Source organism: Synechococcus sp. BS56D (assembly GCF_004332405.1).
Lineage (GTDB): Bacteria > Cyanobacteriota > Cyanobacteriia > PCC-6307 > Cyanobiaceae > Synechococcus_C.
In genome coordinates this window covers 198,310-212,642 of the sequence record NZ_PHQU01000001.1, presented here as the reverse complement: position 1 = coordinate 212,642, position 14,333 = coordinate 198,310, and the positions used below count along the sequence as shown (strand labels likewise).

Sequence of the window (14,333 nt, the reverse complement as noted above, 5' to 3'; positions counted from 1 at the left end):
AGACCAGTTGTTTCCTCTTGGCGATGTCAAAAGCACGCGACATGATCAATGCCCATCTGATGCCGGTGCTGGGGATCATCGCCACGGCCAGTGCGGTGTCGATTGCCGTGTCTCTGCGCCCGATTGCGGAACAGTCGGCTCGCTGGAACACCTGTTATCTCGACAGCATCCGTTGGTATCAGGCCAATAAGCCCGACTGGACCGTGCAGGACCAGGAGGTGTTTGCCTCCAACTTCTGCAACGGCGGAATCCCCGTCAAGCCTGGCCCTGGATTCCAGAAGGCGCCTTGAGGGCTGTTCAGGGAAGGAATGGTTCCCAGAAGGCGTAACGGGCTGGAGGCATCAGTGGCCCTTGCCCCACCGGGTCGTTCCAGATCACAACGTTTCCCGAAGGCTTGCCGTTGAACTGGGGATGCCCCCATCCCTGGAGGGGATCCTTGGCAAACCCGGCCCAGGCTGTGGTCATGGCATCGGCCAGCTTCCACTCCGCTGGGGTCGGGCCTGGGTCTTTGACCGGCACCGTGGCTCCGAGGGCGTTCTTCTCCACGAAGGTCGACCAAACGAAAGGAATCTCATCGGTATGGCAGACCATGTCTGAGTTCACGCTGCAGCGCAGCAGGCCGTTGAAGTCGAAGTTGGCCTGATACACGAAGTGGTATCCGTAGCTCGGCACACCAGCAGTCGCTTGCTGCTTGAAGGCCCGGCCTGCAGCTCTGAGGTTGGCGGCGGCCACGAAATAGTCGGTCTGCAGTCGGGCCAGGGCAATGCTGGCTGGGGTGAGTCCGCCACCGGGGCGGGGGGTGTAGTTGGAGGGGGAATAGAGGCGTTGGCCCTGTTCGCTGTAGCGGAGGATCTGCTCAGCCTGAGCAGGACTGAAGGCTTTGTTGAGGAGTTGCCGGTAGTCCTCTGGGGTCAGGGTATTGGGGCCAGCCAGGAAGAAGGCGCCCTCATCACGGTTCACCCCGAAGACGTAAGGCCTGGGGGTAACCCCTTGGCTGTAGCCGAGATCCGGTTGATCCAGCACCGGCTCCACCTGGACGATCGGCGTCCAGGCCACCATTCCGGTGCTCAGGACCTCGGTGACCAGGCCGGGCATACCTCCTGCGGGGAGCGTCAGCAGTTCTGCCTGGGCGATCGCTTCTGTGCTGAGACTGCGTAGCCAGGGCCCATCGGCGGCGCAGTTCTCATTGGCATAACTGCGGCAGAGCAACTCCACGAAGCGGCTGCCGGTGGTGGCGGCCGTCTGGGCGGAGTTGTACTGCATGCCCATGATGTTCGATTCCATCACTGCGGCCCTGAACAGCTCATTGCTGGAGGGAATGGAGAACAGATGCAGGCCCACCGACATGGCGCCGGCACTCTCTCCGAACAGGGTGATCTGCTCTGGGTTTCCGCCGAATGCGGCAATGTTCTGTTTCACCCAGCGCATGGCCAGCTGCTGGTCCTGGATGCCGAAGTTGCCTTGGATGCCGGCATCGTTCTCGGTGTAACGCAGGAAGCCGAGGGGGCCGAGGCGATAGTTGGTGGTCACCACAATCACGCCTTTGTTAGCCAGCGCGGTGCCATTGAGTTCCACTGGGCTCTGGGAGGCCAGAAAGCCGCCGCCCGGGATGTACACCATCACCGGCAGCGGCTCAGAGCTGGCATTGCTCGGTTTGTAGATGTTGAGCGTGAGGCAGTCTTCCGAGCCTGAAAAACCCTTGAGGGCAGCGGAGGGCTGGATACAAGCCTCACCGAAGCGGGTGGCCTGGAAGGTGCTGCCGCCCAGGTTTGCTTTGGCGACTGGCGCGGTCCAGCGCCGTTCGCCGGTCGGCGGTTCCGCAAAGGGAATCCCCAGGTAGGCATGGGCGCTCTGGCCCTGGGGATTGCTGATCAGGCGACCGCAGAGGCGACCGCGATCCGCGGGGAGCGTCACAGTGGCGACGGAGGGGTCGCAGACGTTGGAGGGGTTTGCGCTGTTCTGCGCCTTCGGGTCGGGCTGACCGGTGCAGGCCGCCAAAATGGTGGCCAACAGCCCCCCGCTCAGCAGTGTGTAGAGAGGACGAACTGCGGTTGGCATCGCGCCGGTTTGGACCACTCCAACATTGTGTGGTCGTTACGGCTGATGTGGGGGCTTCCCCAGAGGGACGGCTGGGATCTATGACTGTGGGTAGGAAAGCTCCTCACAGGGCTTTTCTCCTCACACCCTCCGAGAGGCTGCCGAAAGGGGCCTCTTTTTTGTGGGTCGCGGTTGACGCTGTGGGCAGATAAAACAAAACCCCGCCGAAGGCAGGGGTTCCGAAAACGCTTCAGGAGTGTGACCTTGTTTCCACCTTGAAGCGTTTTTTCTCCTCACGACGGAATACTACCCGGATGAACTGGCACAGTGCCAGTTGTCTTTGGACCAGAACGTCAGCTGCCACAGGGGGTGGTCGGGCTGAGCCTGGCCAGCATGGGTCCATTCAGGTTGTTGCTTCGGGATGGGTCGCCGTATTCCCTTTGCGCTGTTTGCTCTCGCTCTGCTGCTGGTGGGCTGCGGCGGGCGGGATGGTGCAAAGCCAGGCGGTGGCTCGGGCAGCGCTGAACGGCTGGACGGACCGATCCGGATTGCGATCGATCTGAACGATCCGGCCCAAAGCAAAGGCACGTTGGTGCGTGGCAAGCAGCCCACCAGTTTTCAAGTGGGCTACGGCCGTTATGGCGTCACCTGTGCCGGCACCCGATTCGAGGAGGGCTACACACCGCTGGGGCGCTTCAAGGTGAATGCGATTCTGAGCCAGGACCAGTTCGTGATGGCCCCGCAACTCATCAAGCAATCGGGCAAGAGCGAAGCCGAGCTCAAGACGATGCTGTTCAACAACATGAGCGCGATCGACTTCAGTGGCGATGGCGAAGTGGGGGAATACGGCATCGGTTACATCAGCCTGGAGCCGATCGACAGCGTGAAGCAGCCGTTTCGATTCAACGAGTACGACGGCAAATTCCGCTGGTACAGCTTTGCGATCCACGGCAGCAACAACGAGGCGCGTGTCGGCGAGAAGGTCACCGGCGGCTGCCTGAATGTGAAGGAGCCGATCCTCAAAACCCTGCTCCAAACCGTGAAGTTGGGGGATGAAGTGGTTGTGACGGCCAACGGCCCCTGCACACCCTGAGCACGCCGCCTTCGGGCCGCCGCACGGATCTGCCTAGCCTCAAGCACCGTCTGGTTCAGATGACCATTCCCTTCGGCGAGCCCGAACCGAGTGATCGGCTGCTCAACCGATCGGTGGCGTCCACCCGGCTGAAAGCCTGGCTGAACACGCGTTTGCGTCAGCTGGCCTCGGCGCAGCGCATTCAGGATGCGCGGGCTCTGCGCAGGGAGTTTTCGCTCGAGTGATGGCCATGACGGAACAATCCAGGCCTTCCCACGTGGTGGTAATCGGCGCAGGCTGGGCTGGCTGGGGAGCGGCCAAGGCCCTCGGCGAAGCCGGAGTGCGTGTGACCCTGCTGGATGGGATGGCGGATCCCACCGGCAGCACGCCGCTCACCACCGTCACCGGTAAGCCGTTTGAAGCCGGCAACCGTGGCTTCTGGAGGGACTACCCCAACATCAATGCCCTCACCGCCGAGCTCGGCCTCAGCGATGTGTTCACCGAATTCACCACCAGTGCCTTCTGGTCGCCCGATGGTCTGGAGGCCACGGCGCCGGTGTTCGGGGATGCGCCCCAGTGGCCGAGTCCTTTGGGACAGGTGGCAGCAACGCTCACCAACTTCAAGCGCCTGCCGATCGCCGATCGGTTGAGCATCGCCGGTCTGCTGATCGCCATGCTGGATCTGCAGCGCAGCGAGCAGGTGTTCCGGCGCTACGACGCGATCAGCGCCCAGGCCCTGTTCGAGAAGCTGGGCATCAGCGAGCGCATGATCCACGACTTCCTGCGGCCGATCCTGCTGGTGGGACTGTTCAAGCCGCCCGAAGAGCTCTCGGCGGCGGTGACGATGGAGCTGCTCTACTACTACGCCCTCGCGCATCAGGATTCATTTGATGTGCGTTGGATCAAGAGCAAGAGCATTGCCGAACAGTTGATGGCCCCCCTGGCCCGAAGGCTCGTAGAGCACCACGGCCTGAGGGTGCTGGGGGGCACGCTGGCCACGGGATTGAACCTCACGCCCGATGGATCGGCGGTTGCTTCGGTGGCAACCCGTGCGGTTGAAACGGGTGAGCAGGGGCTGATTGAAGCGGTGGATGCGGTGGTTCTGGCCGTGGGCGCCAAGGGGATGGGCGCGTTGATGACGGCCTCGCCGGCCTGTGCTGCTGCCGTTCCGGAGCTGGTCGAGGCCGGCAGGCTTGGTGCCATTGATGTGGTGTCGGTGCGTCTGTGGCTCGATGCCTATGTGGAGGTTGCCGATCCCGCCAATGTGTTCTCCCGTTTTGAGGCGTTGCGGGGAGCCGGTGGCACCTTCTTCATGCTCGATCAGCTGCAGAAGGGGGAGGAAGCAGCCCTGTGGGGCGGGGAGCAACCCCAGGGATCGGTGATTGCCAGCGACTTCTACAACGCTTCGGCCATCGCGGCCCTCAGCGATCAGGAGATCGTGGCGTTGTTGATGCGGGAGCTGTTGCCGGTGGCCAATCCCGCCTTTCACACCGCCACGGTGCTGGAGGCGGAGGTGCGGCGCTATCCGGCGTCGGTGTCGCTGTTTGCACCGGGGAGCTTCAAGCAGCGGCCGCCCCTGGAAACGGCGCTGCCATCGATCGTGTGCGCCGGCGACTGGGTGCGGATGGGCAGCCGCGAGCATGGCGCCAAGGGGCTGTGTCAGGAGCGGGCCTATGTGTGCGGTCTGGAAGCCGCCAATTCCCTGATTCGCCGTCGGGTCGTCACCACTCCCACCGCTTCGGCCAGGGAACACCCCGTGCGTCCGATCCGCGCTGATGAACCGCAGGTGCTGATCGGTCGCGCCTTGAATGCTCTGGTGATGAATCCGGCGGAAGCTCTGGGTCTGCGCTGGCCGTGGTTGCCATGAAACGACTTCTGATCACGGGCGGCAGTTCGGGCATCGGCCTGGAAGCGGCTCGGCGTCTTGCGCGCAGCGGCCATCAGCTCACTCTGTTCTGTCGCACGGCCGAGCGAGCCGAGCAGACGGAGCAGCAGCTGCTTGCTGCCGGAGCGACGTCCAGTCAGCTCGCCTGCATCGCCGTTGATCTGGCGGATCTGGCCAGGGTGGACAGGGCCTGTCGACAACTGCTGGATCAGGGCCAACCCCTGGATGGCCTGGTGCTGAATGCCGGCCAGCAACGCACAGGCGCGGCGGCACCGCTGTTCACACCCCAGGGGATTGAAATCACCTTCGCTGTGAATCAGCTGGCCCACCAGTTGATCGCCACTCGGCTGCTGCCGCTGTTGCAAGCGGGGACGCAGCCAAGGCTGGTGATCACGGCTTCGGAGGTGCACAACCCCGCCAGCGGCGGAGGGCGTGTGGGCCAACCGGCTGACCTGGGGGATCTGGCGGGGCTTCGGGCTGGTGCCGGCTTCGTGATGCTCGATGGCAGTGATCGCTTCGATGGCGACAAGGCCTACAAAGACAGCAAGCTCTGCAATGTGCTGCTGGGGCGTGAGCTCGATCGGCAATTGGAGGGCTCCATGCCGGTGATCAGCTGGAGCCCTGGGTTGGTGATTCCCCGCAGCAGCGAAGGCTTCTTCCGCTTCAACCGCCAGAACAACCCTCTGGGGATGGCGTTGTTTGCGCTGGTGGCACGGGATCTGCTGCGTCTCACCGAATCGGTGCCGACGGCCGGTCGGTTGCTGGCTGATCTGGCCACCGATGCTGCCTTTTCGAGCCCTGGCTTCAGCTACTGGAGCAACCAACTGGTGCGCCCTGGCATGCATCGCTTTGAGGCCACGGCCACGAGTGCGGCGGGCGCCGATCACGAGCTGGCGGCTGCCTTATGGCGCCTGTCAGAGGCTTTGATTCACAGTGCGCTCGCTTGATCCCCGCGGCCTGAATCAGCGAACGCCGATGCCATGGGATCGGGCCCAGGCGTAGCCGAGAAACGCCACCACGTTGAACCCGATCACAAAGGCCCAGAGGCGCCAGGGTTGTTGAGGCTTGTCCATCAGGGCGGAAGGAGTTGCTTGCTTGGAGTTTGAAGCAGGCGCCTCAGGGGGCGCTCACCTCGATCTTGTTGCCGTAGCCACCGATCTCCTCCAGCTGGAAGGAGTGATGGCCGCTCATCGCCCAGCGGGTGCCGGTGCTGTCGACCATCTCCTGCCGATCAGTTGTGGCAGGCCCCACCGGGGTGAGGGTGTAGATGGGTTGGTCGGCATGGGAGAACTCAAGGCGGAAGCCGCCCTTCGCCGTAGGTGTGGTCTTACAGGTGGAGGCGACTGTGTTGAGCCAGCACTGGAGGGGGTAGGCCTTGGAGACCTTGGGGGCTGTTTTCGGAGCCGGCTTGCCGCCCTGATAAATGCTGAGGGTGTAGTCCCCTTCCCTGGTCAACCGGATCCGCTCGATTGAATTGTCGCGCTGGAAGGTCTTGCCCTGCTCAGCTGCCGGGAACAGAAACGACCAGCGTGTGGAGGTGACCTGCACCGTCCCCTGGGATTGCCGGAACTCGCAGTCGAACTCTTCCGCCGGAATGGTGTGGTCGTGCCGGGAGAGAACGCAGAAGGATTTCACGATCTCGGCCTTGGCTGGAACCACCAGGGAGCCGGCGATCAGAGCTGATGTGAGACAAATGCTGCGGAGCATCGGGCCCAGTGCAGGGGGAGATGGCCCAGTCATAGGTGCCGCAGCTGCTATCAGGCAGAACTCAGCCAAGATGGTGGCCAGTTGGAACAAAGGGTTCGATCGTGCGCGCCTCACTGTCTCTGCTGCTCGCCTCTGCCGTCGTGCCCCTGCTGCCGCTGCCGGCTCCAGCGGCGGAGGTGTGCAGCTCATCTCAAAGCACGGTGGCTGAAACCGGTTGTGTGATCGCCGCGCTGAAAACGATGGACCAAACCCTGGAGAAGGCCCTCGCCCGGGTGGCCAAGGAAGCCAAAGAGGTGCCCAGTGAGGTGTTTCAGACGCTTTGGCGCGACAACCTGACCGGGTTCTACAAAACCAGTGCCGATCCAAAAGCACAGGCCTCTGCCTTCCGGGCTGAACGCCGCAAGATTTGCGCCTATGCCAAGTCGATGGCGTTCCAGGGCACGGGCTATGGCATTTTCACCACGCGCTGCGAGTTGGCGCTGACCCAGACCCTTCTGGATCAGCTGAAGCCTTGAGCACCAGCCGACCCGGCTTCCACTTGTGAGCGGAATTCAGGTGAAGGGGAAGGATCGCTTCCAGCAGCTTTCTGGCCCTCTGAGCCTTGGGCTGTTTGTTCTGTTGAGGGGAAGCGACAGCACCCTCCTCAAGTGGCTTCAGCTCCGCGGCGCCTCGATCGCCATGGACGAGGGCATCGAAGTGATCAGCTTCTGCAATGTGTTCTTCTTCTCCACCTTGGTGAGTGGCGTGGGTCTGGTGCTGCTGGATCGCCGCACCAGTTGTGAACGATTCAAGCTGCTCACTGTTCAGGAGAAGCAGCTGCTTGCCTGGCAGACAGTGCTCGGTTTTTTTCTTGCCCCTGTGGCGTACTACCTCGCGCTTGAGTCGCTGGGTGTAGTGCAGCAGACCCTGGTGTTCTCACTCACGGTGCCGGCGAGTGCACTTCTGGCCTCCTGGTCGTTGGGGGAACGCCTGCCGCGAACGTTTCCTCTCAGCGTGGGGCTGATCATGGTTGGTTTGCTGGTGGCTGCTGCAGCCGGTGGCTCAGCGACGTTCGAGGGTGGAGGGTTGTCTCTGTCTGGAGTCGCTTGGGCCTTGGTGGGTGTGGTGGCTTTCGCCTTCAGCGGGCTTTCGGCACGCAGGATTCAGCAGCACGGCTTACCTCCAGGGCTCTCGGTGGGCCTTTGCAGCCTGGTGGCCTCCATCGCGTTTGCTGTGATTGCTCTGGCGCTGTATGGACCCAGCCATTTCATGGATCTCAGCCGATGGTGGGTGCTGGGAGTGATCGGTGGTTATGCCTGCCTGATCACCCTGGGGAGTCAGTGGACGCTTGCGCGCGCTTACGGATCGCTGGGCGTGGTGACGGTCACGTTCTGGGCCACCCTCACGCTGGTGGTGTCTTTGATTGCCGCGCACTGGGTGTTGGCCGAACCACTCGGCTGGCCGCAAGGGCTGGCGGCAGCGCTGATCTTGATTGCTGTTTTGATTCAGCAGGTGTCTGGCCGTCGGCGGATCGGCGCTGGATAGATCCGGTCAGATTCTTCTTCAGGTTCAGTCACCCTTCCGCCGTCGGCTCGGAGTTGGCTGGTGGTAGGTCAACAGGCATCGCGTCTGTCTGACCGCCTCACACACACTCAAGCGTCATGACCTTTTTCGCGTTTCAGCACCGTTGGCTGCGGCCAGTGGCTGTCTGCTGCCTTGGCGTTTCCGCAACCATCAGCGCCCTGCTCCCCCCGATGGCCGAGGCGCGCCCCTGGTGGAGGAGCCATGCAGGCCAAAGCAACGGCCCTAGCTACAGCAATGGCTATGGCAATGGCTATGGAACACCAGTGAACAACGGTTATCAGGCCTACGGCACGCCATCACTCACACCGGAGCAACAGGTGCAGCGCTGCAATCTCGGTCGCCTGATCGGTGGGCTCGGTGGTGGTGCTGCGGCCTACGCCATGTCTCGGGATGACGGCCGCTCCTGGGCGATTCCCCTCGGGGCACTGCTCGGCTCCCAGGTGGGTTGCAACACTGCGGCAGGACGCGGGCCGCTGCCCTGGTGAGCTGGGGGCAGCCCATGCAGTTGCGGTTGCGCTGATGCACGAAGCGGAAGCCATCCTGTCCGCCCGGTTGGCTCCGCTCTCTGACAATGTGGTGTCGATTGCAAGGCTGTCTCAGTGTCGAATTGCATCACGCTTGGCGAAGTTTCTGCTCTCGCAAAGGATTGGTTTTGTGGAGTCGCATCCGATGAATGCGCAAGCAGTATCGCCAGGCTTTTCTTGTATCCCGATGCGCGAATTCATGCGCCTGATGGACAAGCTTTCTCTCTCGAGGAGCACCGTTTACTGCATCAACAATGGATCGACGAATCGCATCAGCTCGGTGATTTCGCTCTCACTACCCTGTGCGAGGACCCCTGCCGTATTCATGCATCGGGCACGGTGTATTGGCAGGCCCGCTATCGCGAAAGCCCTGCTTCTGGCTCGGGTGTGATTAAGGCTGTGGTTGGGGAGGATTGGGTGATTGAGAGGAGAGCGGATGGCACACTTTGTTTTGTCTTGTATTGGACGAAGTTTTTTCATCCATTACCTGACTCGGCGTCCATCCGTCTCGATCAGTGATCCTGCGCTCTTCAATCCCTCACTCCAGGACCCTGGCCGGCCCGGTGCACACCCAGGTGCGGCTGATGCCTTTCGCTGCGAGGAAGGGGGCGTCGTAAAAGCTGGGGCGACCTTGTGGGTTGTCGCTGTTCTGAATCCGCCACTGCTCGCGCTCGCAGCTCACGGTCACGGTGAGGCTGCCGCCCCCCTGCTTGTTGATCCGCAGCAAGCGCACCCCGTCGTAGAGGCCTAGGGGCTTGGCACCAAGCTGTTTGAGCAGGATTGCTAAGGCCTGCTGGGGCTCAGCGGCCATGGCCTTACCGGCACTGCTCGCCGTGATGGCGTTGACCCCGCCGACGAGGAGTGCTGAACCCATCACCAGTGCAATGCGGATCATGTAGTGCGTAACGCTGTGGCAGTCCATCATCATCCGTTGAGCCACTTCATCGCCCATGCGTTGTTCGTTTCTTTCTGGGCTCGCATCGATGCTGCTGCCGTTGCTGAGTGCAGCGGCTTCGGCAGCGCCGATCCCGGTGGTGCCGATTCAATTCGCAAGGGGATCCAGTTGCGGCACTTACGCGGGAGCAGCGCCGGTTGAGCTGACGCTGCAACTGGCTGGCGCGCAGGACTGGAGGATTGACCCACGCCTTGATCCACGGCCCGATGCGGTTCCTTTGCAGGTGATGGTGATCTATCCGGGCGAGGAGGCCGATGGCATGGCCGAACCCGCGGGCTATCGGCGGATCAGAACGCCCCGTGCCGGCCTGTACCGCTACAGGGTGCTCAACGGTGATGCTGTGGATGTGCGCTTTTGCGTGTTCTGAGTTGCTTCAACGCAGCAGCAGCCACATGGCCAGGGCTCCCAGACCCACCCCTTTGCCGAACTGCGCCCAGGTCAACCCGTAGGTATCCAGCCCGAAGGTGCGCATCATCCAATTGAGCACTTCCTTGTGCTTGCGAATCACGAATGCGCTATCGGCCGTATTCAGCTGTTGAACACGTTTGAGCTTCAGTTCTGCCAGCTTGGCCATGGGCGTGCTTTCTTTGCAGGTCTGCTGGATCAATGCCCGGGCTGTCTCACGGAGAAGCTCTACGTATGAACTCCTTGAGCAAGGCGCGATTGAGGCGGTCATCGCATCCGACAACCATCTGCGGATAGATCGTGCCGTCCTTGTAGGGGGCGTAGGCATAGCTGCAGAGCGCCTTGGTGGCCTCGTGCCACTGCTCCATCAATCGCTTGCCCACCTTCTGGCGCAACTGGGTGTCCGACTGCTCCCATGACTTTTCAGCGCAGTAGCGCATCTGCGGAGTGGTTGCGCCGGGGCACTGGATCCGCGCTGGTTGGGCGGCGGCTGGTTGGGGAACGAGTGCCAGGGCGCCAATGATCAACAGCTGTCTCATCTGTTCCGGTGCCTTCGCTCCTGTGGGCCAACTCTGGCTGCCCTGATCCTGCTCGGCATCCCCATCCCCCATTCGGGGGATGGCCCCCACGACCCTTGGCGGTCGTTGGTTAGAAGAGCGCCCATGACCCAGTTCGAGCGCAATCAGATCCGCGCCAAGCTCCACCGTCTGGAGCTGGATGAGCGCTTCATTGAGCGCTACCTCGCCAAGCTCGATCGCAACGGTGAGTGTTATGCGATCGCCTGCCGCACGATCGATCGCTGGGAGAAGCCGGATCCCTCCGCCACCGTGCTGCAGGCACTGATCTGTGGCTTGCTTGCCGCTGCCGCTGGCGCCTGGCTGGCCCTGGTGGCTTAAGCCGCCTCGGCCTTTAAGGTTTCATCCGATACAGATCCCGCCTGAGCGGCCTGCCTGCGCCATGAAAGCTTCCAAGGTTGTCGACTTCCTCGGCCGTGTGCTGATGGCCGCCGTGTTTGCAAATGCTCTACCCGGCAAGCTCACCGATTTCGCCGGCACCGCTGGCTTCATCGCCTCTAAGGGCATTCCTGCTCCCCTGGCTGCTTTCCTGCTGGTGTGCGCGATCGCTGTGCTGATTGTGGGGGCGATTCTGCTGGTGTTTGGTGAAACCACCGTGCTCGGTGCCTCCTTGCTGCTGGTGTTCTTGGTGCCCACCACGCTGATCTTTCACACCTTCCCCATCGATCAGGGCTTTGTCATGAACCTGGCTCTGATCGGCGGGTTGATCCTCGCGATCACCCGCGGCAACGCCGGCGCCGCCCCCAGCTTCAGCAATCTGCGCGCCAGATCGGAACAGTGGCGCGGTTGATGGCTATCAATGGGTTGCCTGCTGCAATCCCATGACTGTCGGCGACATTGTTCGCATCATCATTGCTTTCATCCTTCCGCCCCTGGCGGTGGCGACTCAGGTGGGGCTCACCGGTGCGTTCTGGCTCAATCTGATTTTCTGGTTGCTCAGTTTCGGGGGGCTGGGGCTTCCTCTGCTGGCGATCATGTGGCCTGTGGCTGTGATTCACGCGATCTACATCTGCGTGACCCGCAAGTGAGATCGGCGTCTCGCGCTGGGATCTGTGAGTCGTGTTCTGAGATACGTGTGAGGTTTGCGGTGCCGCCTAGGTTCCAGCGGCAGGTCCTTCCGTAGATCCATGCAGCTCTATTTCGTGATCGGCACGATCCCCGATATCGACAGCCAGCTCGATGTTTACAGGGAATTCATCAACTACTTCGAAGCAGGGTGCCTCAACGATTGTTTCGAGGGTTTTGAGCTGATTCAGCGGGCTCACCTCCCTGGCCAGGGCCAGGTGGTGGCTTTGATGAAGGCCCGTGGCACGGAGGAGCTCTTCCGCCATCTCGCCCCCTGGCGAGCCCAGTTCGGCGTCGAGATGGAAATCACTCCGGCGATCAGTGATGCCGAGGTGGTGGCCAGTCACAAAGTGCTGTTCGCATCGATGGACGACTGAATCAGTCTCCGGCTTGCAAGCCAGGGTTTCAATGGCCCTGGTGGCAACCCTGAGGTTCCAGGTCGATGGCGCTCCTTCCCCGCTGGCACTACATGACCGACCAGAGCAAGGCTCTGGTGAAGCGCACCGCCGTGAGCCTGCTCGTGTTGCTCATCGCGGCCACCCTGCTGCGGGGGCTGCTGCCCTGGGTGCTTCTGGCTGTGATCGTGTGGTTTGTGTGGAGCTGGCTGAGCCGTCGTTGAGCTTGCGTCTCGGCCTGTGTCGTGATGCTGTTGCCCAGATCTCACGAAGCAGGCAGGCTCAACTTGAGCACGCTGGTTCTCCGGATGGACCTGCCGCCCTTGGTGGAGGAGCTCAGCGCCAGGGAGCTGGAGGTGGCTGCTGCCGTGGCCCGCGGGCTCTCCAACAAAGAGATCGGTGATCTGTATGGCATCTCGCCGGAAACGGTGAAAACCCATGTGAGCAACGCCTCCGACAAGCTCGGCGCCAGCGATCGCACCCAGCTGGCGGTGCTGGCCCTCCTCTACGGCCTGATTGATCCGTTGGGGTGATGATGATCAGCTGCAGCCGCAGCTGACGCTGCCTTTTGTGCAATGGCTCTCGATCAGTTGAAGGCGTTCCTTGTGCGCATGCAAGACGATGCGCAGATCAAGCAGACCGTGCTGGCCGCCTCCACCGCTGACGATGTCGCCAAGATCGCTGCCGGGCTTGGTTATGAGTTCTCCGGTGATGAACTGCTGCGCTTCTCCGGCCAGAAGGTGGGCCGGGTCACCGTCTCCAAGCAGGAAACCCCCGGCGAATACAACTGAGTCCCCTGCGGAGGGTTGACGCTTCTGGAATCGTCACATCAGGGCGTGCTCTCTGATACAGCGCCGATCGTCGGCCGGGCCAAAGCTGATCGTCTCTCTTGGCGCCACCGCGCATGTCAGCTCCGCGCCGCTACAGGCTGATTGATGCCGCCCTGCAGCCCCATCCCCACTTCGATGATGAATATGCCTCGCTGCCGGAGGCCCTGGATGCAGCGATTCACTGGAGCCTGTTGCTCGCCTTTGATCCGATCCAGTCATCCATCGGCGTTGAGGTGAGCACCGATTCCGGCGGCTGGCGCACGCTTCAGCTGCCCTCCAGCGCCAAAGCTCTCACTCTCTAGTCCGGAAGATCCAGGGGCGGGTGATGCCCTGCTGGCTCCAGATCCCCAGTCGTTGGCGTTGGGCCTGCCGCTCTGCCTCCAGATAGGCCTTGCGATCACAACGCTTCAGGTAGCGGTGGAAAACAAATGCCTGGCCCTGTTGAACCATCGCCAGATTGATGTTGCGCCCTTCAGAGCTGAACAGTTCCGCCACGCTGCGGCCATAGCGATCCTTCGTTTGCACCCGGACGCTGAGCTCGCTGCCCACGGGGACGAGTCGCACCAGTGCTGCTTTGGATCGCGCGCCGTAGGGAGCCTGGGCCCGTTCCGGTGCATCGATGCACGCCAGGCGAAGGGTGAGTGTGCGGCCGGCTTCGCTCACGCGCAGCGTGTCTCCATCGCCGATCGACAGCACACGCGCCCTCTGGATCACGATCGGAGTGGTGGCCAGAACCACAGCCAGCACCTCAGTCAGCACTGGGGTTGCCATCACCCACTGATGCGTCTGGCATCAATGATCCGCGCCAGCTCGAGCATGTAGCCCGCTGTGCACCAGCGGCCATAGTTGCGAGCCCGGTTTTCCAGGTCGGAGCGGATCTCAGCGGTTTCCGCCATCAGCAGATCCAGCTCACCCTGCGGGAGCTCGTAGAGCTCCTGAAGTTCCACCTCCCGATCGAGTAGGTGACTCCGGAACCACTTCTGTGTTGTGTCCTGGGGTGGGGTGTCGCGTGGCATGCCTGCATTGCCTTGATGGGCAAAGGCCGCCCCCTCCGTTGGGAAGGGACGGCCTTGTTCGCGTTCTGTGCGAAGCGACTGGCTGTTGGCGCCTGGGGCCAGGGGATCCAGAGGTGGGGTTGATGAAGCTCCGGGGCACCTACTCCGTGGAACACGGTTGGGGCGGTGCAATGGAGTGTCGATCGACGTGGCGCACAGTCGTTGCCTGCCGAAGGACCAACCTCACGGATGGGTGGAAACTGTTGGAGCAGGGGCCGGAAAGTCAGGCTGCTTCTCGGTTTTGCTCCGGTGGAGTGTCGGCCGT

At 62.2% G+C, this 14,333-nt stretch carries 25 protein-coding genes; 18 read left to right on the top strand and 7 right to left on the bottom strand.

Going from position 1 to position 14,333, the window contains the following annotated elements; genetic code table 11:
• The first annotated feature begins 23 nt into the window (after positions 1 to 23).
• On the top strand, positions 24 to 290 hold the full coding sequence (locus CWE17_RS01175) for a hypothetical protein (protein ID WP_130129669.1): 267 nt from the start codon (positions 24 to 26) through the stop codon (positions 288 to 290).
• Positions 291 to 297: 7 nt separating this feature from the next.
• On the opposite strand, the gene CWE17_RS01170 is transcribed toward CWE17_RS01175, so the two are convergent.
• Positions 298 to 2,058, bottom strand: a complete 1,761-nt coding sequence (locus CWE17_RS01170; protein WP_131454532.1) for a carboxylesterase family protein — start codon at positions 2,056 to 2,058, stop codon at positions 298 to 300.
• 400 nt (positions 2,059 to 2,458) lie between these two features.
• Here CWE17_RS01170 and CWE17_RS01165 point away from each other — a divergent pair, with 400 nt between their 5' ends.
• From CWE17_RS01165 to CWE17_RS01155, 4 genes are read left to right on the top strand one after another with little or no spacing between them, the layout of a single operon-like run.
• The gene (locus CWE17_RS01165; RefSeq protein ID WP_131454531.1) at positions 2,459 to 3,130 is read left to right on the top strand and encodes a L,D-transpeptidase; all 672 of its coding nucleotides are present in this window, start codon (positions 2,459 to 2,461) and stop codon (positions 3,128 to 3,130) included.
• A 59-nt stretch (positions 3,131 to 3,189) separates the two neighbouring features.
• Positions 3,190 to 3,354, top strand: coding sequence for a hypothetical protein (locus tag CWE17_RS12165; protein WP_164498727.1), 165 nt, complete (start codon positions 3,190 to 3,192; stop codon positions 3,352 to 3,354).
• Positions 3,354 to 4,976 carry an FAD-dependent oxidoreductase gene (locus tag CWE17_RS01160; RefSeq protein WP_131454530.1) on the top strand — a complete coding sequence of 541 codons (1,623 nt, stop codon included), beginning with the start codon at positions 3,354 to 3,356 and terminating at the stop codon, positions 4,974 to 4,976. Before CWE17_RS12165 ends, CWE17_RS01160 begins: the two co-directional genes overlap by 1 nt.
• Positions 4,973 to 5,941: an SDR family NAD(P)-dependent oxidoreductase gene (locus CWE17_RS01155; RefSeq protein WP_131454529.1), complete on the top strand. Its 969-nt coding sequence runs from the start codon at positions 4,973 to 4,975 to the stop codon at positions 5,939 to 5,941. Before CWE17_RS01160 ends, CWE17_RS01155 begins: the two co-directional genes overlap by 4 nt.
• A gap of 169 nt (positions 5,942 to 6,110) precedes the next feature.
• Here the strand turns inward: CWE17_RS01155 and CWE17_RS01150 are convergent, their stop codons facing one another.
• A complete protein-coding gene (locus CWE17_RS01150) occupies positions 6,111 to 6,701 on the bottom strand; it encodes a hypothetical protein (protein ID WP_131454528.1) in 591 nt (196 codons plus the stop codon).
• Positions 6,702 to 6,802: 101 nt separating this feature from the next.
• On the opposite strand from CWE17_RS01150, the gene CWE17_RS01145 reads away from it, so the two are divergent.
• The 4 genes from CWE17_RS01145 (at position 6,803) to CWE17_RS01130 (ending at position 9,307) form a co-directional block, all read left to right on the top strand.
• Positions 6,803 to 7,216 (top strand): lysozyme inhibitor LprI family protein, encoded by a 414-nt coding sequence (locus tag CWE17_RS01145; RefSeq protein ID WP_161971402.1) that lies wholly within the window; start codon positions 6,803 to 6,805, stop codon positions 7,214 to 7,216.
• 25 nt (positions 7,217 to 7,241) lie between these two features.
• Positions 7,242 to 8,225: a DMT family transporter gene (locus CWE17_RS01140; protein ID WP_131454526.1), complete on the top strand. Its 984-nt coding sequence runs from the start codon at positions 7,242 to 7,244 to the stop codon at positions 8,223 to 8,225.
• 116 nt (positions 8,226 to 8,341) lie between these two features.
• A complete protein-coding gene (locus CWE17_RS01135; RefSeq protein WP_131454525.1) occupies positions 8,342 to 8,749 on the top strand; it encodes a glycine zipper 2TM domain-containing protein in 408 nt (135 codons plus the stop codon).
• Between the two features lie 114 nt (positions 8,750 to 8,863).
• Complete coding sequence (locus CWE17_RS01130) at positions 8,864 to 9,307, top strand: hypothetical protein (RefSeq protein WP_131454524.1); 444 nt, start codon at positions 8,864 to 8,866, stop codon at positions 9,305 to 9,307.
• A 19-nt stretch (positions 9,308 to 9,326) separates the two neighbouring features.
• On the opposite strand, the gene CWE17_RS01125 is transcribed toward CWE17_RS01130, so the two are convergent.
• On the bottom strand, positions 9,327 to 9,683 hold the full coding sequence (locus tag CWE17_RS01125; protein WP_240789184.1) for a hypothetical protein: 357 nt from the start codon (positions 9,681 to 9,683) through the stop codon (positions 9,327 to 9,329).
• A gap of 55 nt (positions 9,684 to 9,738) precedes the next feature.
• Here CWE17_RS01125 and CWE17_RS01120 point away from each other — a divergent pair, with 55 nt between their 5' ends.
• Complete coding sequence (locus CWE17_RS01120; RefSeq protein WP_131454523.1) at positions 9,739 to 10,110, top strand: hypothetical protein; 372 nt, start codon at positions 9,739 to 9,741, stop codon at positions 10,108 to 10,110.
• Positions 10,111 to 10,116: 6 nt separating this feature from the next.
• Here CWE17_RS01120 and CWE17_RS01115 read toward each other — a convergent pair whose 3' ends face one another.
• Positions 10,117 to 10,350 carry a hypothetical protein gene (locus CWE17_RS01115; RefSeq protein ID WP_240789183.1) on the bottom strand — a complete coding sequence of 78 codons (234 nt, stop codon included), beginning with the start codon at positions 10,348 to 10,350 and terminating at the stop codon, positions 10,117 to 10,119.
• Between the two features lie 13 nt (positions 10,351 to 10,363).
• Complete coding sequence (locus tag CWE17_RS01110) at positions 10,364 to 10,687, bottom strand: lysozyme inhibitor LprI family protein (RefSeq protein ID WP_131454801.1); 324 nt, start codon at positions 10,685 to 10,687, stop codon at positions 10,364 to 10,366.
• A 123-nt stretch (positions 10,688 to 10,810) separates the two neighbouring features.
• Between CWE17_RS01110 and CWE17_RS01105 the strand changes: the two genes are divergently transcribed.
• The 8 genes from CWE17_RS01105 (at position 10,811) to CWE17_RS01075 (ending at position 13,315) form a co-directional block, all read left to right on the top strand.
• The gene (locus CWE17_RS01105) at positions 10,811 to 11,044 is read left to right on the top strand and encodes a hypothetical protein (RefSeq protein ID WP_131454521.1); all 234 of its coding nucleotides are present in this window, start codon (positions 10,811 to 10,813) and stop codon (positions 11,042 to 11,044) included.
• A gap of 61 nt (positions 11,045 to 11,105) precedes the next feature.
• Complete coding sequence (locus tag CWE17_RS01100; protein WP_131454520.1) at positions 11,106 to 11,513, top strand: DoxX family protein; 408 nt, start codon at positions 11,106 to 11,108, stop codon at positions 11,511 to 11,513.
• A gap of 31 nt (positions 11,514 to 11,544) precedes the next feature.
• Positions 11,545 to 11,751, top strand: coding sequence for a YqaE/Pmp3 family membrane protein (locus CWE17_RS01095; RefSeq protein ID WP_131454519.1), 207 nt, complete (start codon positions 11,545 to 11,547; stop codon positions 11,749 to 11,751).
• Positions 11,752 to 11,850: 99 nt separating this feature from the next.
• Complete coding sequence (locus CWE17_RS01090; protein WP_131454518.1) at positions 11,851 to 12,165, top strand: DUF3303 domain-containing protein; 315 nt, start codon at positions 11,851 to 11,853, stop codon at positions 12,163 to 12,165.
• Between the two features lie 65 nt (positions 12,166 to 12,230).
• The gene (locus tag CWE17_RS12160) at positions 12,231 to 12,407 is read left to right on the top strand and encodes a hypothetical protein (protein WP_164498726.1); all 177 of its coding nucleotides are present in this window, start codon (positions 12,231 to 12,233) and stop codon (positions 12,405 to 12,407) included.
• Positions 12,408 to 12,491: 84 nt separating this feature from the next.
• Positions 12,492 to 12,716 (top strand): response regulator transcription factor, encoded by a 225-nt coding sequence (locus CWE17_RS01085; protein ID WP_240789182.1) that lies wholly within the window; start codon positions 12,492 to 12,494, stop codon positions 12,714 to 12,716.
• Positions 12,717 to 12,758: 42 nt separating this feature from the next.
• Positions 12,759 to 12,974, top strand: a complete 216-nt coding sequence (locus tag CWE17_RS01080; protein ID WP_131454516.1) for a Nif11-like leader peptide family natural product precursor — start codon at positions 12,759 to 12,761, stop codon at positions 12,972 to 12,974.
• Positions 12,975 to 13,087: 113 nt separating this feature from the next.
• Positions 13,088 to 13,315, top strand: coding sequence for a hypothetical protein (locus CWE17_RS01075; RefSeq protein WP_131454515.1), 228 nt, complete (start codon positions 13,088 to 13,090; stop codon positions 13,313 to 13,315).
• Here CWE17_RS01075 and CWE17_RS01070 read toward each other — a convergent pair.
• Together CWE17_RS01070 and CWE17_RS01065 are read right to left on the bottom strand one after the other, a co-directional pair.
• Positions 13,305 to 13,784: a thermonuclease family protein gene (locus CWE17_RS01070; protein ID WP_131454514.1), complete on the bottom strand. Its 480-nt coding sequence runs from the start codon at positions 13,782 to 13,784 to the stop codon at positions 13,305 to 13,307. The two genes, CWE17_RS01075 and CWE17_RS01070, sit on opposite strands and share 11 nt — an antisense overlap.
• A complete protein-coding gene (locus CWE17_RS01065; protein ID WP_131454513.1) occupies positions 13,784 to 14,029 on the bottom strand; it encodes a hypothetical protein in 246 nt (81 codons plus the stop codon). Before CWE17_RS01065 ends, CWE17_RS01070 begins: the two co-directional genes overlap by 1 nt.
• Between the last annotated feature and the right edge of the window lie 304 nt (positions 14,030 to 14,333).